Here is a 17,500-nt window from a genome sequence, read left to right on the forward strand (position 1 = left end):
GCTCTTGATTCGAAACAGGAAAAAGCACTTTCTTTGGTTACTTTCTTTGTTGCTTTGGACAAAGAAAGTGACCCGGCCGCTTGCGGACGGAAGCTCTTGATCGAGGCTTGTCGTCAAGCGTACGAACATGCAAAGGTCGAACCCACCGCGGCACACCCCCTGTAGGAGCGGCGCAAGCCGCGACCGCGCCATCGTAGCGATCGCGAAGGTTTCGTCGTAGTTGCGTTGTCGCGGTCGCGGCTTGCGCCGCTCCTACAGTCGGATACGCAACTGCTCTGCCGTCGTTGACGTGTGACGACAAGCGGCAATCAACAGCTTTCGTCCGCAAGCGGCCGAGTTACTTTCTTTTGGTAGCGCGCCAAAAGAAAGTAACCAAAGAAAAACGCTTGTCTAAAGTCACCAGCCACCAGGTCCAGCACCGGGCGCCGGGATGCGCCGTAAGGGGCATCCTGCCCCTACGGCGCACGCGCGCATCCATGCGCGCGCCCTCCGGGTCTCCGGAGTCGCTGCTTCGGCTCGAAGGCACGTGCAAGCAAAGGTAAAGGCAGAGGTAGCAGCAACATGGATTCCGGCTTTCGCCGCAACGACGGCGGCCAGACAAGGCCGCGTCGGAGCGGCATTCGATCACGCTATCCCCCGACGCTTCATAGCCGCCGCGCGCGGTTAGATGCCCCGCCGTCCCCCGGTTACACTGCCGCCATGCCGTCCCCCGACTCCGATTCGCTCGGCCTGTTCCCACTGCACACCGTGCTGCTGCCCGGCGCGAGCCTGGGCCTGCGCGTGTTCGAACGCCGCTATCTCGACCTGGTGCGCGAATGCGGCCGGCTCGGGCGCGGGTTCGGGGTCTGCCTGATCATGCAGGGCGAGGAGGTCGGCGAGCCGGCGTCGGCGGCCGCGTACGGCACCGAGGCGCTGATCGAGGATTTCGGCACCGGCGAGGACGGGCTGCTGACCCTGCGCGTGCGCGGCGCCCGCCGCTTTCGCGCCGAGCGCGCGCGGGTGCGCGACAACGGCCTGCAGGTGGCGCAAGTGCACTGGTGCGAGCCCGACGGCGAGGAGGTCGTGCGGCCGCAGCACTCGCTGCTGGCGACCCTGCTCGAGCGGCTGCTCGAACAGGCCGGCGGCGAGCATGCGCTGGCGCCGCATTCGCGCCTGGACGATGCGGCCTGGGTCGGCTGGCGCCTGGCCGAACTGCTGCCGCTGTCGCTGCAGCAGCGGCAGATGCTGCTGCAACTGGACGATCCGCACGAACGCCTGGAACGGCTGCTGACCCTGTTGCCCTGAGCGGCGCGCCGGCCGCGGGGGCGCTTACTGCGCGGCTTGCGGCCCCGAGTACTGCGAGCGCAGCCGCAGCACCTCCACGCCGTTCTTCGGATGCGCCTGCTGGACCGTGACGAAGCCGACCAGCGCGCGCCGCACCTGCGCGTGCGCGGCGCCGTCGTCGGGCTGCGGCAACCACAGCGCCGCCGCGCCGAAGGGCTTGTTGAGCTTCAGCGTCTGGGTGGTGCCGATCCACAGCGGGGTGCCGTCCGACAGCACCGCCGGCGCCGGCCACAGCCGCAGCGCGTACTGCACCTCCGGGGTCGGGCCGTCGCGCAGCATCAGCAGCGATTCGGCCTGCGCGTCCAGCGTCGCCGGCAGCACGACCTGGTCGCGCGGCGGGGTGTCGTCGTCGAGCAGGGCGATGGTGGCCAGCCAGCCGGCCTGCGGCTGGACCCGCCAGCCGGCCGCTTCCAACGTGGCGCGCAGCGGCGGCAGCGGGCCGGCGACCTGCAGGTCCAGCGGCCAGCGCCGGCGCACGTCGCTCTCGTTGCGTTGCGCCGGCAGCGTGGTCCAGTCGCTGCGCCACCAGCGTTGCGCGTCCAGGGTCGCGGTCGGCGTGGCCGAGGCGAACTTGGCCAGCAGCGGGTCGGCCGCGCGCGGCGCGTGCCACAGCGCGGCGATCGCGAACACGCTGTAGAACAGCCACGCCAACGGACGCATCCAGAACGAGCGGGCGACGTGGCGGCGATAGGCGATGCCCAGCGCCAGCAGCCAGAAGATGCCGAACAAGGTGCCGCCGATCAGGTCGCTGGGCCAGTGCGCGCCCAGGTACAGGCGGGCGAAGCCGACCAGGGTGGTGACCACGCCGGCCAGCAGGTACGGCCACACCCGCTGCCGCCCCGGCAGCTCGCGCGCGATCAGCACGGCGAAGAAGCCGAACACGATCGTGGTCATGGTCACCGCGACCGACGGGAAGCCGAAGCCGGCCGGCGCGGTCGGCGGGCGCGGCATGTCGATGGCCCATTCCAGCAAGGACGTCAGCGCCAGCCCGAACACGATCGCCGCGACCCAGTGCGCCGCGGCCATCCAGCGCCGCCGCCAGGCCAGGTAGGCCAGCACCGCGATCGAGGCCGGCGCCAGCACCATCGGGTCGCCCAGGCAGGCCAGCGCCGCCATCAGCCGGTCGGCCAGCGGATTGCGCAGGGTCCACATGAACTCGTGCACGGTGTGGTCGATCTGCAGCGGCCCGCCGCTGGCCAGCAGCGTCGCCAGCAGGGTGAACCAGATCCAGCTGATCGCCAGCAGGCAGACCGCCAGCATCACCAGCGAGGCCGATTCGGGCCGGTTGGGGTCGATCAGCGCCGCGGCGTAGCGGCCCAGGCGCGGATGCGCGCGGGTCCAGCGCAGCGCGCGCGCGAGCATCTGGTCGGCGTGGTTGGCGAACCAGCGCCAGGTGTAGAGCACGCCGGCCCAGACCGCCGCCACCGCGATCAGCAGCGCGCCGAGCACCACCGCGAGACGGTCGGCGACCGCGGCCACCGCGTCGTAGGACGCGCCCAGCACCCAGCCCGGGGCCAGGAACAGCGCCGACCAGGTCACGCAGGCGAACAGGCTCGGCAGCGCGTAACGGCGCAGCGGCATGCGCAGCATGCCGGCGATGGCGGGCACGAACGGACGCACCGCGCCGACGAAGCGCGCGATCACGATGCTCTTGCTGCCGTGGCGGTGGAACAGGTTCTCGCCGCGGTCGATCCATTGCGGATATTTCGAGAACGGCCAGCGCTGGCGCAGTTGCGGGCCCCAGCGATAACCGACCCAATAGCTCAGCGCGTCGCCGGCGAAGGCGCCCAGGGTCGCGCAGATCAGCGCGTACGGACCGTTGATGTGGCCCAGCCCGACCAGGGTGCCGACCGCGAACAGCAGGGGCAGCGCGGGAACGGCGATGCCGAGGATGATCAGGGCGTCGCAGAACGCGATCAGGAAGATCACGACGCCTGCGGCGATGGGATGGGCCGCGATCCATGCGGTCGCGCTTTCGAGCCAGGCTGAATCCATCGGTCGATTATAGGCAGGGCGGGCTGTGGCGAGGATGAAGCGGCAACGTGACCGCAGGCGCAGGGCGTGACCGCGGGTAACGGCCTGTAACCGCCCCGCGGCGGCCCGCCCGCGGCCGCGCGGAACCGGGTCGCGCCGGCCCGAAGTACACTTCGCCGCATGTCGGAAGTGATCGAAGTGACCGCGCTGAAGGCCGATAGTTTCGGCCGCATCGCCCTGATGCGCGACGGCCGCGGCCTGTTCGTGCGCCGCGACCTGGGCCACGTGCCGTGGTGGCTGCGCCTGCCGGCATGGTGGCTGGCGCGGCGCGAGGCGCGCGCGCTGCAGCGGATCGACGGCCTGGAGGCGACCCCGCGGTTGCTGGGCTGGGACGGCCGCAAGCTCGATCGCAGCTACATGGAGGGCGCGGCCATGTACCAGCGCCCGCCGCACGGCGACCTGGCCTATTTCCGCCGCGCCCGGCGCCTGCTGCAGCGCTTGCACCGGCGCGGGCTGGCCCACAACGACCTGGCCAAGGAGGCCAATTGGCTGGTGCTGGCCGACGGCGCTCCGGCGATCATCGATTTCCAGCTGGCCGTGCGCGGCGACCCGCGCTCGCGCTGGATGCGCTTGCTCGCGCGCGAGGACCTGCGCCACCTGCTCAAGCACAAGCGCACGTACTGCCCGCAGCACCTGACCCCGGTCGAGCGGCGCGTGCTCAAGCGCCATTCCTGGGTGCGCGAGCTGTGGTTCGTCACCGGCAAGCCGGTGTACCGCTTCGTGACCCGGCGCATCCTGCATTGGGAAGACAACGAGGGGCAGGGGCCCAAGCCCTGAGCGCGCGGCGCGGACGCCGGCACCGCGGAACTCGCGACGGCCGCGCTTCAACCGATGGCGCTTCAAACGATCGCGATTCAAACACCATCGTTTGAAACGTATGGTCCGGGCGGCGCGGCATGCGCCGCGAGTCCGCGGCCAGCGCGATGCGGCGCCGGTAACGGCGGCGCCCGCGGCTTGGTATTAGGATGAGGGCGACGCCCGCGCCGAGCGTGTTCCCTTCGATCCCGTCCCCTTCGATCTCAGGCCGCCCATGTCCACACTCCAAGGCAAGACCCTCTTCATCACCGGCGCCTCGCGCGGTATCGGCCGCGAGATCGCGCTGCGCGCCGCGCGCGACGGCGCCAACATCGCCATCGCGGCCAAGTCGGCGGTGGCCAATCCCAAGTTGCCGGGCACCATCCACAGCGTCGCCGCCGAAGTCGAAGCCGCCGGCGGCCGCGCGCTCGCGCTCAAGTGCGACATCCGCGAGGAAGACGAGGTCAACGCGGCGGTGGCCGCCACCGTCGACGCCTTCGGCGGCCTCGACATCCTGGTCAACAACGCCAGCGCGATCTGGCTGCGCGGCGCGCTGGACACGCCGATGAAGCGCTTCGACCTGATGCAGCAGGTCAACGCGCGCGGCAGCTTCCTGTGCGCGCAGGCCTGCCTGCCCTACCTGCGCCAGGCCGCCAACCCGCACATCCTGACCCTGGCGCCGCCGCCGAGCCTGGACCCGAAGTGGTGGGCGCCGCACACCGGCTACACCCTGGCCAAGATGGGCATGAGCTTCGTGACCCTGGGCCTGGCCGGCGAGTTCGGTCCAACCGGAGTTGCGATCAACGCCCTCTGGCCGAAGACCATAATCGCCACAGACGCTTTGAACATGATCCCCGGCGTCCCCCTCGACCGCTGTCGCAAACCGCAAATCGTCGCCGACGCGGTCCGCGAAGTGCTGATCCGCCCGGCCAAGGACTTCTACGGCCGCTTCCTGATCGACGAAGAAGTGTTGCAGGAAGCCGGCGTGACCGACTTCGAGCAGTACGCGGTCGAACCCGGCAAGCCGCTGCTGCCGGACTTGTTCCTGGGTTGATCCGGCGCCAACGAAAACGCCCCGCATTCGCGGGGCTTTTTCGTTATCGGCCGGTGCGGGTCGCTTGCCGGTCAGGGCGCCGGCTCCGGCAGCGCGGCCAGGTTCACGTTCGGCCGCTGCGGCGAGCGCTTGCGCGTGAACGTGGTTCCGGCGGGCTCGGCGTGGCTGAAGAAGCCGGTATTGCGCAGATAGAACGCCGGCGCGATCGCGCCGCCGGTGATGTCCAGGCGTTGCCGGTTGCTGGCGGTGGCATCGACGGTGAAGCGCGCCGAGGTCATCTCGGTCCAGGCGCCGGTGTTGCTGACCGCCCACTGGTTGCCGTACCACGCCCTGCGGTCGAGATAGCCCAGGTCGGGGTTGAAGCACTCGATGAAGGAGTACACGCCCTTTTGGTAGGTCGAGGCGCCGTCGTACTTCCAGGTGGCGATGAACTTCCACGGGCAGTCGCGGCGGCCGTTCGCGCACGGCAGGCCGAACCAGGCCGAATACAGGGTGCTGCCGCGCCCATCGGGATGCGCGCGGGTGATGAAGCGATAGGTCTGGCCGGGTTTCCAGTCGTAGCGCAGGAAGCTCTGGCCGCCGGTGCCTTCGCCGCCGAAGTCCTGGGCGATCACGTCCGCGCCCTTCTTGAGCAAAGTGGTCTTGCCGGTCGGCGAATCCCACACCGAGAACAGCACGCGCCGCTCGCTAGCCGAGTTGACCTGGATGCCGGAATAGCCGCCGTTGAACCCGTTGGCCATGAAGTACGAGCCGATGTGGTCGTGGCCCTTGGGCACGGTGACTTCGCTGTAGAAATACTCGGTGTCCGCCGGCACCGAGAAGCCCAGGTGGCCGGACGGCCCGCGCCGCGACCAGTAGAAATTGGCCGGGTCGTCGGCGAAGACCAGGCCCGCGGACGCGGCGCTGCCGCCGACTTCCAGCCCGCTGATGTCGCCGTAGTAGTCGCCGTCGCTGCGCACGCCGCGCAGGTCGACCTTGACGTAGCCCGGGCGCGACACGTGGAAGCGGCCGACCGGAAACGCGGTCGCGCCGCTGGCCAGGACCGCGAGCCGGCGCTGGCCTTCGACGCTGACCTCGACCGTGCTGCGGGTGGCGCCGTTCAGGGCGCCGACCAGGCCCAGGTCGAGCTGGCCGGGCCGCTTGACGTAGAAATACACGCTGGCGACGGCCTGGTTCGAACTCCAGTTGTGCAGGCCGGTGTCGTCGACCAGTTCCTCGCGGGCCGGGGCGGGGCGGGTGATGAAGGCGTTGCCGCCCAGCGGCACCACCGTCTTGGTTTGCGCGAGCGCGGCGCCGGACAGCAGCGCGAGGGACAGCAGGAGCCATGAAGCGGGATGTCGCATGGTCGTTCTCCGTGTGCGGGAGTGATCGCCGCGAGGCGGCGTTGCGCGGATCGCCAGGAACCTTGAGGTCGCATCGACGGCGCAGGCGCGGCGAGGCGGTGGCGGCGATTACTCCGCCGCTTTCGCGGCAGCGTCAATGCACAGCGGCGCGTGTAAATCCGCGCGCCAATGCGGGCGCGGATTTGCGGCGCAAACAAACGCGCCGTGAAAGTTTTCCGGCGCGGCGGCAACAGGGAAAAAGCCCGAAAACGCGCAGCATGGCGCGTGCGGCGCCGCAGCAAAGCGAAAGCTGCAACGGCGGCGGGCTTTCGTTGCGGCGACGGGCGGCGCGATTGTCGGTGGAGCCTTTGGCGCGCGGCGCGGTAAAGCGAACGTCGCAATGGTTCCAACGTTCGCTGGAATGGCGGCTGCGGAGGTGGCGGTTGCGTAGGCGGGGCGCAGCGTTTCCCGATGGGTTGCGATGTTTGTGAAGCGATACGCGCGGGCGCGCCCGGCCTTCCCGCGCGCCGGCGCCGCTGCGCGCACGGCCGGCGCCCGCCAGGCCGCCGGCCGCCGCGCTTCAGCGCGTCAGCGCGTCAGCGCTTGGGCTGCTTCAACGCATCCGACAGCGAATACAACAGGTCTACGTAGAACCGCTCGACCTGTTCCAGGCTGGCGACCTTCGAACCCGCGGCCGGCTCGACCACCATGTACTCGTTCGGCGCGTGCGCGCCGCTGCCGTGGCCGAGGCCGCCGGAGATCATCGGCAGGCCCAGGGTCTGGGTGAACACGTAGTACGGCGCGCTGCCGCCGATGCGCGGCGCCACCGGCGGGGTCTGGCCGTACTTGCGGTAGACGCGCAGCGCGGCCTGGGTCAGCGGCGCCTGCACCGAGGTCTGCGCCGGCGGATAGCCCGACAGCTTGCGGATCTCGACGTCCTGGAAGCCCTTGTCGTCCAGGCGCTTGCGGATCAGCGCCAGCGCCTGGTCCGGGGTCTGGTCGGGCACCAGGCGCGAGTCGACCTTGGCCACCGCGCGGTGCGGCAGGATGGTCTTGACCCCTTCGCCGGTATAGCCGGCGACCAGCCCGTCGATGTTGAGCGTGGTGTCGAACAGTTCCGCCGCGGTCGCGTCGCGGTAGTCGCGGCCGTTTTTCCAGCGCGCCGCGCCCAGCGATTCGAGCTGCTTGGCCGCATCCGCCTCGCGCCCGCGCACGATGCCGTTGAACAGCTGCTGCTCCTCGCGGTTGGGCGCGCGGATCGCATCGCGATAGCCCGGCACGGCGATCTCGCCGTCGGGCCCGGTCAGCGTCGCCAGCGCCTGCACCAGCCGCCAGCTCGGCGAGTCGAGCTTGGCCGCGAGCGAGCCGTGCACTTCCGCGCGCTGCGGGCCGCCGCTGCCGGCGTTGCCCTTGGCTTCCAGTTCCATGTAGACGATGCCCTTGACCCCGAGGAACATCGACGCATCGCCGTCGCGGCCCTGGGTGTTCATCGGGAAGAACACGCCGTCGGCCTTGCGCAGGGTGTCGGCGTACTTGGCCACCACTTCGGGATAGTGCGGCGAGCCCAGTTCCTCCTCGCCCTCGGCCAGCACGATCAGGTTCACCGGCGGCTTGCCGCGGGTCTTGATCACCGCCTCCAGCGCGTTGAGGAAGGCGCGTTGCGGGCCTTTCTGGTTGGTCGCGCCGCGCGCCATCAGCACCTTGCCCAGGCCCGGCTCCTCGACCACCGAGCCGGCGAAGGCGTCGACCTTCCAGCCGGTCGGCTCGATCGGCTGCACGTCGTACATCATGTAGACCACCAGCGTGTGCTCGGCGCCGGCGTCGAGATAGCCGTACACGCCGGGATGGCCCGAGGTCGGCACCAGCGCGGTGTCGCGAAAGCCCAGTTGCTGCAGGTCCGCGCGCAGCAGTTCGGCCATCTGCGCGATGCCCTTGTTCTGCGCGCTGATCGACGGCTGGCGCACCCAGCGCTGCAGTTGGGCGAGGTTGCGCTCGCGTTGCTGGCCCAGGTAGGCGTAGACGTCGGCGTAGTCGCCGGCGAACGGCGCCACCGAGGCCGCGTCGAACGCGGCGGTTTCGGCGATCGCGATCTTCGGCGGCGCGGCCCGCGCGGGCAGGGCGCACAACAAGGCGGCGGACAACAGGCTGGCGGACAGCAGGCTGGCGGACGGCGGCACAGCGGTACGGCGACGGCGCATGGCGTTTCCCCTCGGCGTGGACGGTGTCGGCCCGGGGCGCCGCGCGCGGCTAGCCCATGGGCGTGGGCAGATGATGCCCGCAATTGCGGCAGAACAGCGCTTCGGGATCGTGCCCTTCCAGGCCGCACTGCGGGCAGCCGCGGCGGTCCAGATGGCCGCGTTCGTGGCTGGCCTCGCGCAGGCTGCTGGCCAGTTCGGCGGTGTAGATGCCGGTCGGCACCGCGATCACGCTGTAGCCGATCAGGATCAGCACCGAGGCGATGAAGCGCCCCAGCGGCGTGCCCGGCGCGATGTCGCCGAAGCCGACCGTGGCCATGGTCACGATCGCCCAGTACATGCCGGTGGGAATGCTGGTGAAGCCGTGCTGCGGCCCTTCGACCACGTACATCAGCGCGCCGAAGATCACCACCACGGTCAGCACCGCGCTGATGAACACGAAGATCTTGCGCCGGCTGCGCCACAGCGCGCCGATCAGCATGCCGCCTTCCTCGACGTACTGGGTCAGCTTGAGGATGCGGAACAGCCGCAGCATGCGCAGCACCCGCACCACCAACAGGCTCTGGCTGCCCGGGATCAGCAGCGACAGGTAGGTCGGCAGGATCGACAGCAGGTCGATCAATCCCCAGCTGCTCAGCGCGTAGCGCCAGGGCCGGCGCACCACCGCCAGGCGCAGGCCGTATTCGATCGTGAACAGCACGGTGAAGATCCACTCCAGCCCGTACAGCCACGACGACCAGCGCGCGTGGAAGCGCGGCACGCTGTCGCCCATGATCACCAGCACGCTGGCCAGGATCAGCGCGATCAGCAGCAGGTCGAAATTGCGCGACGGCGGGGTGTCGTGGCGGTGGATGATGTCGAACCAGCGCCGCCGCCAGCCCGATTCGGCGGCCGGGTTGAGTTGCGGGTCCAGCAGAAGTCGCATGCCTGTCCTCTCCTCGCAGGCCGGCCATTGTGCCCGCGGGAGCGAAGCGCGACGTGATGCCGCCGGCCGGCCTGCGCCCGCCGTGGCGACCTGCGACAATGGCGGTTCTCCTCCCACCCGCATGCTGCCGCCCATGGACACCGCCTCGCTGTACGCCCTTTCCGAGCGCTACTACCTGCCCGTCTACCGCCCGCGCCGGATCGTGCTCGACCACGGCAAGGGCTCGCGGGTGTGGGACCTGGACGGCCGCGAATACGTCGACTTCGGCGCCGGCATCGCGGTCAACGCGCTCGGCCATGCCCACCCGGCGCTGGTCGCGGCGCTGACCGAGCAGGCCGGCAAGCTGTGGCACACCAGCAACGTGTTCGTCAGCGAGCCGCCGTTGCGGCTGGCCGAACAACTGGTGTCGGCCTCCGGGTTCGCCGAACGGGTGTTCCTGTGCAATTCCGGCGCCGAGGCCAACGAGGCGGCGATCAAGCTCGCGCGCAAGTGGGCCACCGGCGAGGGCCGCGCGCCCGAGCGGCGGGTCATCCTGAGCTTCCGCGGCAGCTTCCACGGCCGCACCCTGGCTGCGGTCACCGCCACCGCCCAGCCCAAGTACCACGAAGGCTTCGAGCCGCTGCCGCCGGGTTTCCGCTACAGCGAGTTCAACGACCTCGCCGCGGCCGAAGCGGCGATGGCCGACGGCGCCGTGTGCGCGGTGCTGGTCGAGCCGGTGCAGGGCGAGGGCGGGGTGACGCCGGCCAGCGACGCCTTCCTGCGCGGCCTGCGCGAGCTGTGCGACAAGCACGGCGCGCTGCTGATCCTCGATGAGATCCAGTGCGGCATGGGCCGCACCGGCGAGCTGTTCGCCTGCCAAGCCTATGGCGTGAAGCCCGATGTGGCGACCCTGGCCAAGGCGCTGGGCAGCGGCTTCCCGATCGGCGCGATGCTGGTCGGCCCCAAGCCGGCGCAGTCGATGCAGTTCGGCGCCCACGGCACCACCTTCGGCGGCAATCCGCTGGCGGCGGCGGTGGCCGGCGCGGCGCTGCGCGAGCTGCGTTCGCCCGAGCTGATGGCCAATGTCGCGCGCCAGGCGCAGGCGATCCGCGCCGGCGTCGCTGCGCTCGACGCCGAGCTGGGCCTGTTTTCCGAAGTGCGCGGCCGCGGCCTGATGATCGGCGCGCAGTTGCGCGACGAGCACGCCGGCAAGGCCGGCGAGATCCTCGACCGCTGCGTCGAGCAGGGCCTGCTGCTGCTGCAGGCCGGCCCCGACGTGCTGCGCTTCGTGCCGGCGCTGAACATCGGCGATGCCGACATCGCCGACGGCCTGCAGCGCCTGCGCGCGGCGTTGCTGCAGTTCCTCGGCCGCTGAGCCGTCCGGGCGCGGCGGCGATGGCCTGCGTCTTCTGCGACCTGCTCGCCGGCCGCGCGCCGGCGAGCTTCGTCCATCGCGACGAGCATCTGGCCGCCTTCATCGACCTGCGCCAGGCGGTTCCGGGCCACGTGCTGATCGTGCCGAACCGGCACGTGGAAACCCTGTACGAACTCGACGAAGCCACCGCCGGCCGGATGATGGCCTTGGCGGTGCGGGTGGCGCGCGCGCTCGCCGCCGAATTCGGGCCGCCGGGGCTCAACCTTTGGCAATCCAACGGCGAGGCCGGCGGCCAGGAAGTCCCGCACGTGCACCTGCACGTGCAGCCGCGCCAAGTCGGCGACGGGCTGATGCGCGTCTATCCCAAGGGCGTGCCGGCCCCCAGCGCACGCGCGACCCTCGACGATCTGGCCGCACGTCTGGCCGCCCGCCTGCACGAAACCTCCCTGTAGGAGCGGCGCAAGCCGCGACCGCGCCAATCCGACGACGACGAACGCCGCCGGCAGCCGACGCGTCGGCCACGCGCGTTCGCAGTCGCGCCGCGAGCGGCTGCCCCGCGGTCGCGGCTTGCGCCGCTCCTACAAGCCTGCGGCCGCTACATCGCTGTCGAAACCCACAAAAAACCCCGCTCTTTACCCCCGGGCGCGTTTCAAACGATAATAATTCTCGTTTGCCGCAACCTCCGGAGCCTCCCCCCTCATGTCCCGCCGCCGCCACGTCCTGGCGCCCCTGACCCTGGCCATCGCCTTTTCCCTGAGCCTGCCGGCCGCCGCCGCGGACGATGCCGACGCCGCCGCGGCCGAGGCCGGGCGCGACAAGGCCACCACCCTCGACCATGTCGTCGTGCAGAGCGCCGGCGACGGCTACAAGGCCGCCACCGCCGCTACCGCGACCAAGACCGAGACGCCGATCGGCGAGACCCCGCAGGCGATCACCGTGATCACCCGCGAGCGCATGACCGACCAGGGCGCGACCACCGTGCAGGACGCGCTCAACTACGCCGCCGGCGTGCGTTCGGAAGCCTACGGCCTGGATTCGCGCGGCGACTGGACCCTGATCCGCGGCAGTTCGCCCGACGAATACCTCGACGGCCTGCGCAGCTCGTTCAACTACTACACCAGCTCCGCGCGCACCGATCCCTACATGCTCGAGCGCATCGAAGTGCTGCGCGGCCCGGCCTCGATGCTGTTCGGGCAGGGCAGCACCGCCGGCGTGGTCAACCTGGTCAGCAAGCGCCCGCAAGCGCAGACCCGGCGCGAAGTCGGCGTGCAGCTGGGCAGCTTCGAACGCCGCCAGGCCAACGCCGACTTCACCGGCGCGCTGACCGACGATGGCACTTGGCTGTACCGCCTGGTCGGCGTGTACCGCGACAGCCAGACCCAGGTCGATCACGTCGACGACAACCGCCGCCTGTTCGCGCCCTCGCTGACCTGGAAGCCGAGCGAAAACACCTCGCTGACCCTGCAACTGCGCTGGCAGCAAGACCGCACCGGCTCGACCTCGCAGTTCTTCGGCTGGAGTGGCCTGCTGGCGCCGAACCCGAACGGCCGCGTCCCGGCCAGCCGCTACATCGGCAACCCCGGCGACCATTACGACACCGACCGCACCACCGCGGGCTGGCTGTTCGAGCACCGCTTCAACGAAAACTGGACCGTGCGCCAGTCGTTCCGCGCCGCGCGCAACAAGGTCGATTACGTCAGCGTCTACGGCAGTCCGTACCAGAACCCCACCGATCCCTTCGGCGATCCGCAGCAGCGCCTGCTGCCGCGCGAAGGCTGGTTCGCCAAGACCAACGTGCGCATGCAGAACATCGACCAGCACGTCGAAGGCCTGTTCAAGACCGGCGCGGTCGATCACCAACTGGTGGCCGGTCTGGACGCGGTCCGGTTCAAGCAGGACGAGGCGCAGATGTTCGACACGGTGCCGCCGATCGACATCTTCAACCCGGTGTACGTCCCGTATACGCGGCCGCCGATGCCCACGCCGGTCAGGACCAGCCAGCGTCAGGTCGGCGCGTACCTGCAGGACCAGATGAAGCTCGGCGAGCACTGGATCGTGGTCGCCGGCCTGCGCCACGACCGCGTCAGCAACGGCCTGGAGGGCGCCGCCGACGAGAAATCCAGCGCCACCACCAAGCGTCTGGGGGTGATGTTCCACGACTGGGCCGGCTGGTCGCCGTACGTGAGCTACAGCGAATCCTTCACCCCGCTGGCCGGCACCAACGCCCTCACCGGTGCGCGCTACCGGCCGAAGCAGGGCGAGCAGGTCGAAGCCGGCGTCAAGTTCGAGCCGGCCGGGCGCGATCTGAGCTTCACCGCGGCCACCTACGAGCTGCGCGAGGAAAACCGGCTGGTCGCGGACCCGAGCAACCCGAACGTCAACATCCAGGCCGGCAAGACCAAGGTCAGCGGCCTGGAGCTGGAAGTCACCGGCAAGGTGACGTCCTCGTTCGACGTCACCGCGCACTACAACTACCTCGACAACGACAAGCAGCTCGAAGCCACTCCGCGCCACCAGGCCGCGGTCTGGGGCAAGCAGCGCTTCAGCCTCGGCGGCCGCGACGGCTTCGCCGCCGGCCTGGGCCTGCGCTACATGAGCGCGTTCGACAGCCCGCCGGCGCCGACCACGCCGGCGGTGACCCTGGCCGATGCGATGGTCTCCTACGACACCGGCGCGTGGCGCTGGGCGCTCAACGTCAACAACCTGACCGACAAGCGCTATTTCAGCATCTGCATGGGCCGCGGCGACTGCTGGTTCGGCGCGCGCCGCAACATCGGTCTGAGCGCGACTTTCACGTTCTGAGCGAGCCGGCCGAGCCGGCGCGGATACGAAAAGGGCCGGCGATTCGCCGGCCCTTTCGTTTGCGCGCAAGCGGCGAAGCCGCGGGTTTTACAGCGCCGCGAATGCGGCCCGCGCCGCGTCCAGCGTCAGCGCGATTTCCGCCTCGCCGTGCGCGCTCGACATGAATCCGGCTTCGAACGCCGACGGCGCCAGATAGACGCCGCGCTCGAGCATGCCGTGGAAGAAACGGTTGAAGCGCGCGGTGTCCGAAGCCTTGGCGTCCTCGAAGGTTTCCACCGGCCCTTCGCGGAAATACAGGCCGAACATGCCCGGCGCGCGGGTGGTGTGGAAGGCCACGCCGGCCTCGCGCGCGGCCGCTTCGAGCCCGTCGCACAGGGTGTGGGTGCGGCGTTCCAGCTCGGCGTGGAAGCCCGGCGCCTGGATCAGCGCCAGCGTCGCCAGACCCGCCGCCATCGCCACCGGATTGCCGCTGAGCGTGCCGGCCTGGTAGATCGGCCCGGCCGGCGCGACCTGGCTCATCAAGTCGCGACGGCCGCCGTACGCGCCCACCGGCATGCCGCCGCCGATGATCTTGCCGAAGGTGCTCAGGTCCGGCTCGATCCCGTACAGCGCCTGCGCGCCGCCGAGCGCGACCCGGAAACCGGTCATCACTTCGTCGAAGATCAGCAGCGCGCCGTGCTTGCTGCACAGTTCGCGCAGGTGCTGCAGATAGCCCTCGCGCGGCAGGATGCAGTTGGCGTTGCCGACGATGGGCTCGATGATCAGGCCGGCGATCTCGCCGCCGACTTCGTCGAACAGCTTGGTGGCCGCGTCGAAATCGTTGTACGGCAAAGTCAGGGTCAGATCGGCCAGCGCCGACGGCACGCCCGGCGAATTCGGCAGGCCCAGGGTCATCACGCCGCTGCCGGCCTTGACCAGGAAGCTGTCGCCGTGGCCGTGGTAGCAGCCCTCGAACTTGACGATGCGGCTGCGGCCGGTGGCGCCGCGCGCGACCCGGATCGCCGACAGCGTGGCCTCGGTACCGGAGTTGACCATGCGCACCATCGCGCAGCTCGGCACGATCTTGACGATCTCCTCGGCCATCGCCACTTCCAGCGCATTGGGCACGCCGAAGCTCAGGCCATCGCGCATGGTGCGTTCGACCGCGGCCAGCACCTGCGGATGGGCGTGGCCGGCGATCATCGGGCCCCACGAGCCGACGTAATCGACATAGCGGTTGCCGTCGACGTCGAACAGGTATGCGCCCTCGGCGCGCTGGGCGAAGAACGGCTCGCCGCCGACCGACTTGAACGCGCGCACCGGCGAATTGACGCCGCCGGGCAGCAGTTGCGAGGCGCGGGTGAACAGTTCGTGCGAGCGGGCGTTATTCATGGGAAGAGTCTTCGAAGCAGGAAAGGTAGGCGCGCGCGGCGGCGGCCGGGTCGGGCGCGTCGAACACGCCGCTGATGACCGCCAGCAGGTCGGCGCCGGCGCGGACGAGAGTGCGCGCATTGTCCGGGGTGATGCCGCCGATGGCCACCCGCGGCAGGCCCAGCGCCGCGGCCTGCTGCAGCAGTTCCGGTGCGGCGCGGCGGGCGTTGGGCTTCGTCGGCGAGGGGAAGAACGCGCCGAACGCGACATAGCTGGCGCCGTGCGCGGCGGCGGCGCGGGCCAGGGCGATGTCGTCGTAGCACGACGCGCCGACGATGGCGTCCGGCCCGAGCGCGACGCGCGCGGCGGCCAGCTCGCCGTCGTCCTCGCCCAGGTGGGCGCCGTCGGCGCCGATCTGCGCGGCCAGGCGCCAATCGTCGTTGACGATCAGCGGCACTGCGCGCGCGCGGCACAGCGGCAGCAGCGCCAGCGCCTGTTCGCGGCGCAGCTCGGCGCCGGCGTGTTTGTTGCGGTACTGCAACCAGGTGGCGCCGGCGTCGAGCACGGTCGCCGCGCGCGCCAGCAGGCGGGCGGTGTCGGCCTCGTCGGGGGTGATCGCGTACAGGCCTTGGGGCGGCCGGGAGGGGGGCATGGGGGGCGGCTTCCGTAGAGCAGGGCGGGGTGGGACAATGCGCGTCCCGCAGAGCCCACATTATCCGCCCATGTCCGATACCGCCGCGACCACCGCCTACCGCACCTGGATGTGCGTCGTCTGCGGCTTCATCTACGACGAGGCGCTGGGCCTGCCGGAAGAGGGCATCGCCGCGGGCACCCGCTGGGAAGACGTCCCCGACACCTGGACCTGCCCGGACTGCGGCGTCACCAAGGACGACTTCGAGATGACCCAGGTCTGAGTTCTCCCACGGGCACTGCCTGTAGGAGCGACGCAAGTCGCGCCCGCGAATCTTCGACAACGGCGCCCGCGGCCTGCCGCCGCGACGCCCTCAATCGATCCCCGGCCCGAACTTCATCTCGGCCCCGGTCTCCAGCTTCAACTTCTCCGCCTGCCCGGCGTTGAGCTCCAGCACGTACTTGGCCGGCGCCTCGCTCGGATAGGGCGGGCAACGGTCGCCGGCCGAACACGGCGGCACGTTGCGCTGCTGCGACACCAGCCGCCGCCGCGCGTCGAAATACAGGATGTCCAGCGGAATCCTGGTGTTCTTCATCCAGTAGGCCTGCAGGTCCTCGCTGTCGTGGACGAACACCATGCCGCGGCCGGCCGCCATCCGCTCGCGGAACATCAATCCGCTCGCGCGCTCCTCGCGGGTCTTGGCCACTTCCACCTGGAAGCGCTCGCCGCCGACCTCGACCCAACTATTGCCATCGCCGGCGGCGCAGCCGGCCAGTCCCAACAGGCAGCACACCAGCAGTGCGGACGCTTTCGACATGGCCGGTTCCTTGGGCGCGGGGCTATGCGGCGAAACATCGTCGAGCGCCCCGACGGCGTCAAGACGGGCGGCGCGAAAATTCTTTCGCCGACCCCCTTCCCGAACCCGGGTCGCATCTGCATAATGCGCGGCCCGCCGGACGGCAGCATCGATCGGCGGGACGCGCAGAACGCGGCGGTTTCGATACGTGTTGACGAATCGAAAACATGCTGTACGATGCGCGGCCCGCAAGCAGTTCAGCGCATGCGGGAACGCGCAAAACCAGCGGTTTTCGAAGAGTGTTGACGAATCGAAAACAGGCGGTAAGATGCGCGGCCCGGCAGGCGGTGTGATGGTTTGTCGGGGCGCAGAAGACGGCGGTTTCGGTGAGTGTTGACGAACTGAAACGAAGCTGTAAGATGCGCGGCCCGGTCGGCGGTTGTAGGGTCGAACGGAGCGCGGTACGGCAGGCGGTTTCGACGGGTGGTTGACGAAACGAAACGATGCTGTAAGATGCGCGGCCCGGTTGGACGGAAGCTTCGGAAACGAAGGGTTCGGACGAAACGGGAAGCAGCAAGAAGTTCGCGAACAGGTGTTGACGTTCACGAAAACTGCTGTATAGTGTGCGGCTCCCTCGGGCACTTCGGTGACGAGGACGGAACAAGGCGCTGAGGCCGGTTCCCAGGATCTTTGACAGTGTGCGCAGGTGACTTGTGCGGGCGTCTGACGAGTGGATGGTTGTCCATCTTGCAGACGTTCGTAACAGAGTCCAAATCAATTCAATAGCAGCAAGCAATTGCAGCAATCGAGTAATTGGCCTGGAACGAAGTCTGCACTCAAAGCATTGACGAAAGCCGCAAGGCCGGAGTCGAAAAACTTAAGTGAAGAGTTTGATCCTGGCTCAGAGTGAACGCTGGCG

The 17,500-nt window shown here is 69.7% G+C and carries 14 protein-coding genes and 1 rRNA gene (1 of these 15 cut by a window edge); 8 read left to right on the forward strand and 7 right to left on the reverse strand.

Going from position 1 to position 17,500, the window contains the following annotated elements; all coding sequences use genetic code 11:
• The first annotated feature begins 699 nt into the window (after positions 1-699).
• Positions 700-1,284 (forward strand): LON peptidase substrate-binding domain-containing protein, encoded by a 585-nt coding sequence (locus BLV01_RS24610; RefSeq protein ID WP_091806568.1) that lies wholly within the window; start codon positions 700-702, stop codon positions 1,282-1,284.
• Positions 1,285-1,308: 24 nt separating this feature from the next.
• Here the strand turns inward: BLV01_RS24610 and BLV01_RS24615 are convergent, their stop codons facing one another.
• The gene (locus BLV01_RS24615; RefSeq protein WP_091806571.1) at positions 1,309-3,318 is read right to left on the reverse strand and encodes a bifunctional DedA family/phosphatase PAP2 family protein; all 2,010 of its coding nucleotides are present in this window, start codon (positions 3,316-3,318) and stop codon (positions 1,309-1,311) included.
• Between the two features lie 159 nt (positions 3,319-3,477).
• Here BLV01_RS24615 and BLV01_RS24620 point away from each other — a divergent pair, with 159 nt between their 5' ends.
• Positions 3,478-4,134, forward strand: a complete 657-nt coding sequence (locus BLV01_RS24620) for a protein kinase family protein (protein WP_091806574.1) — start codon at positions 3,478-3,480, stop codon at positions 4,132-4,134.
• 253 nt (positions 4,135-4,387) lie between these two features.
• A complete protein-coding gene (locus BLV01_RS24625) occupies positions 4,388-5,206 on the forward strand; it encodes an SDR family oxidoreductase (RefSeq protein WP_091806577.1) in 819 nt (272 codons plus the stop codon).
• Between the two features lie 71 nt (positions 5,207-5,277).
• Here BLV01_RS24625 and BLV01_RS24630 read toward each other — a convergent pair whose 3' ends face one another.
• The 3 genes from BLV01_RS24630 to BLV01_RS24640 all read right to left on the reverse strand — a co-directional run bounded on the left by BLV01_RS24630 (position 5,278) and on the right by BLV01_RS24640 (position 9,648).
• Positions 5,278-6,549 carry a DUF3472 domain-containing protein gene (locus BLV01_RS24630; protein ID WP_091806580.1) on the reverse strand — a complete coding sequence of 424 codons (1,272 nt, stop codon included), beginning with the start codon at positions 6,547-6,549 and terminating at the stop codon, positions 5,278-5,280.
• 575 nt (positions 6,550-7,124) lie between these two features.
• A complete protein-coding gene (locus tag BLV01_RS24635; RefSeq protein WP_091806583.1) occupies positions 7,125-8,726 on the reverse strand; it encodes a M20/M25/M40 family metallo-hydrolase in 1,602 nt (533 codons plus the stop codon).
• Between the two features lie 49 nt (positions 8,727-8,775).
• Complete coding sequence (locus BLV01_RS24640; RefSeq protein WP_091806586.1) at positions 8,776-9,648, reverse strand: ion transporter; 873 nt, start codon at positions 9,646-9,648, stop codon at positions 8,776-8,778.
• 133 nt (positions 9,649-9,781) lie between these two features.
• Here BLV01_RS24640 and BLV01_RS24645 point away from each other — a divergent pair, with 133 nt between their 5' ends.
• The 3 genes from BLV01_RS24645 (at position 9,782) to BLV01_RS24655 (ending at position 13,804) form a co-directional block, all read left to right on the forward strand.
• The gene (locus tag BLV01_RS24645) at positions 9,782-11,002 is read left to right on the forward strand and encodes an aspartate aminotransferase family protein (protein ID WP_091806609.1); all 1,221 of its coding nucleotides are present in this window, start codon (positions 9,782-9,784) and stop codon (positions 11,000-11,002) included.
• Positions 11,003-11,022: 20 nt separating this feature from the next.
• Positions 11,023-11,454, forward strand: coding sequence for an HIT family protein (locus tag BLV01_RS24650; protein WP_091806591.1), 432 nt, complete (start codon positions 11,023-11,025; stop codon positions 11,452-11,454).
• A 247-nt stretch (positions 11,455-11,701) separates the two neighbouring features.
• Entirely contained in the window at positions 11,702-13,804 is a 2,103-nt protein-coding gene (locus BLV01_RS24655; RefSeq protein ID WP_091806594.1) for a TonB-dependent siderophore receptor, read from the forward strand.
• 87 nt (positions 13,805-13,891) lie between these two features.
• On the opposite strand, the gene hemL is transcribed toward BLV01_RS24655, so the two are convergent.
• A complete protein-coding gene (hemL, locus tag BLV01_RS24660; RefSeq protein ID WP_091806597.1) occupies positions 13,892-15,175 on the reverse strand; it encodes a glutamate-1-semialdehyde 2,1-aminomutase in 1,284 nt (427 codons plus the stop codon).
• Positions 15,168-15,806, reverse strand: coding sequence for a thiamine phosphate synthase (gene thiE, locus BLV01_RS24665; protein ID WP_091806600.1), 639 nt, complete (start codon positions 15,804-15,806; stop codon positions 15,168-15,170). The genes hemL and thiE overlap by 8 nt, the downstream gene beginning before the upstream one ends.
• A gap of 37 nt (positions 15,807-15,843) precedes the next feature.
• On the opposite strand from thiE, the gene BLV01_RS24670 reads away from it, so the two are divergent.
• Positions 15,844-16,068, forward strand: a complete 225-nt coding sequence (locus tag BLV01_RS24670; RefSeq protein WP_305791408.1) for a rubredoxin — start codon at positions 15,844-15,846, stop codon at positions 16,066-16,068.
• A 90-nt stretch (positions 16,069-16,158) separates the two neighbouring features.
• On the opposite strand, the gene BLV01_RS24675 is transcribed toward BLV01_RS24670, so the two are convergent.
• A complete protein-coding gene (locus BLV01_RS24675; protein WP_091806606.1) occupies positions 16,159-16,602 on the reverse strand; it encodes a DUF192 domain-containing protein in 444 nt (147 codons plus the stop codon).
• An 857-nt stretch (positions 16,603-17,459) separates the two neighbouring features.
• Here BLV01_RS24675 and BLV01_RS24680 point away from each other — a divergent pair.
• Positions 17,460-17,500: ribosomal RNA gene (locus BLV01_RS24680) — 16S ribosomal RNA — on the forward strand (it continues 1,504 nt past the right edge of the window).

Origin of the sequence: Lysobacter sp. yr284, from assembly GCF_900107375.1 — a bacterium.
Lineage (GTDB): Bacteria > Pseudomonadota > Gammaproteobacteria > Xanthomonadales > Xanthomonadaceae > Lysobacter.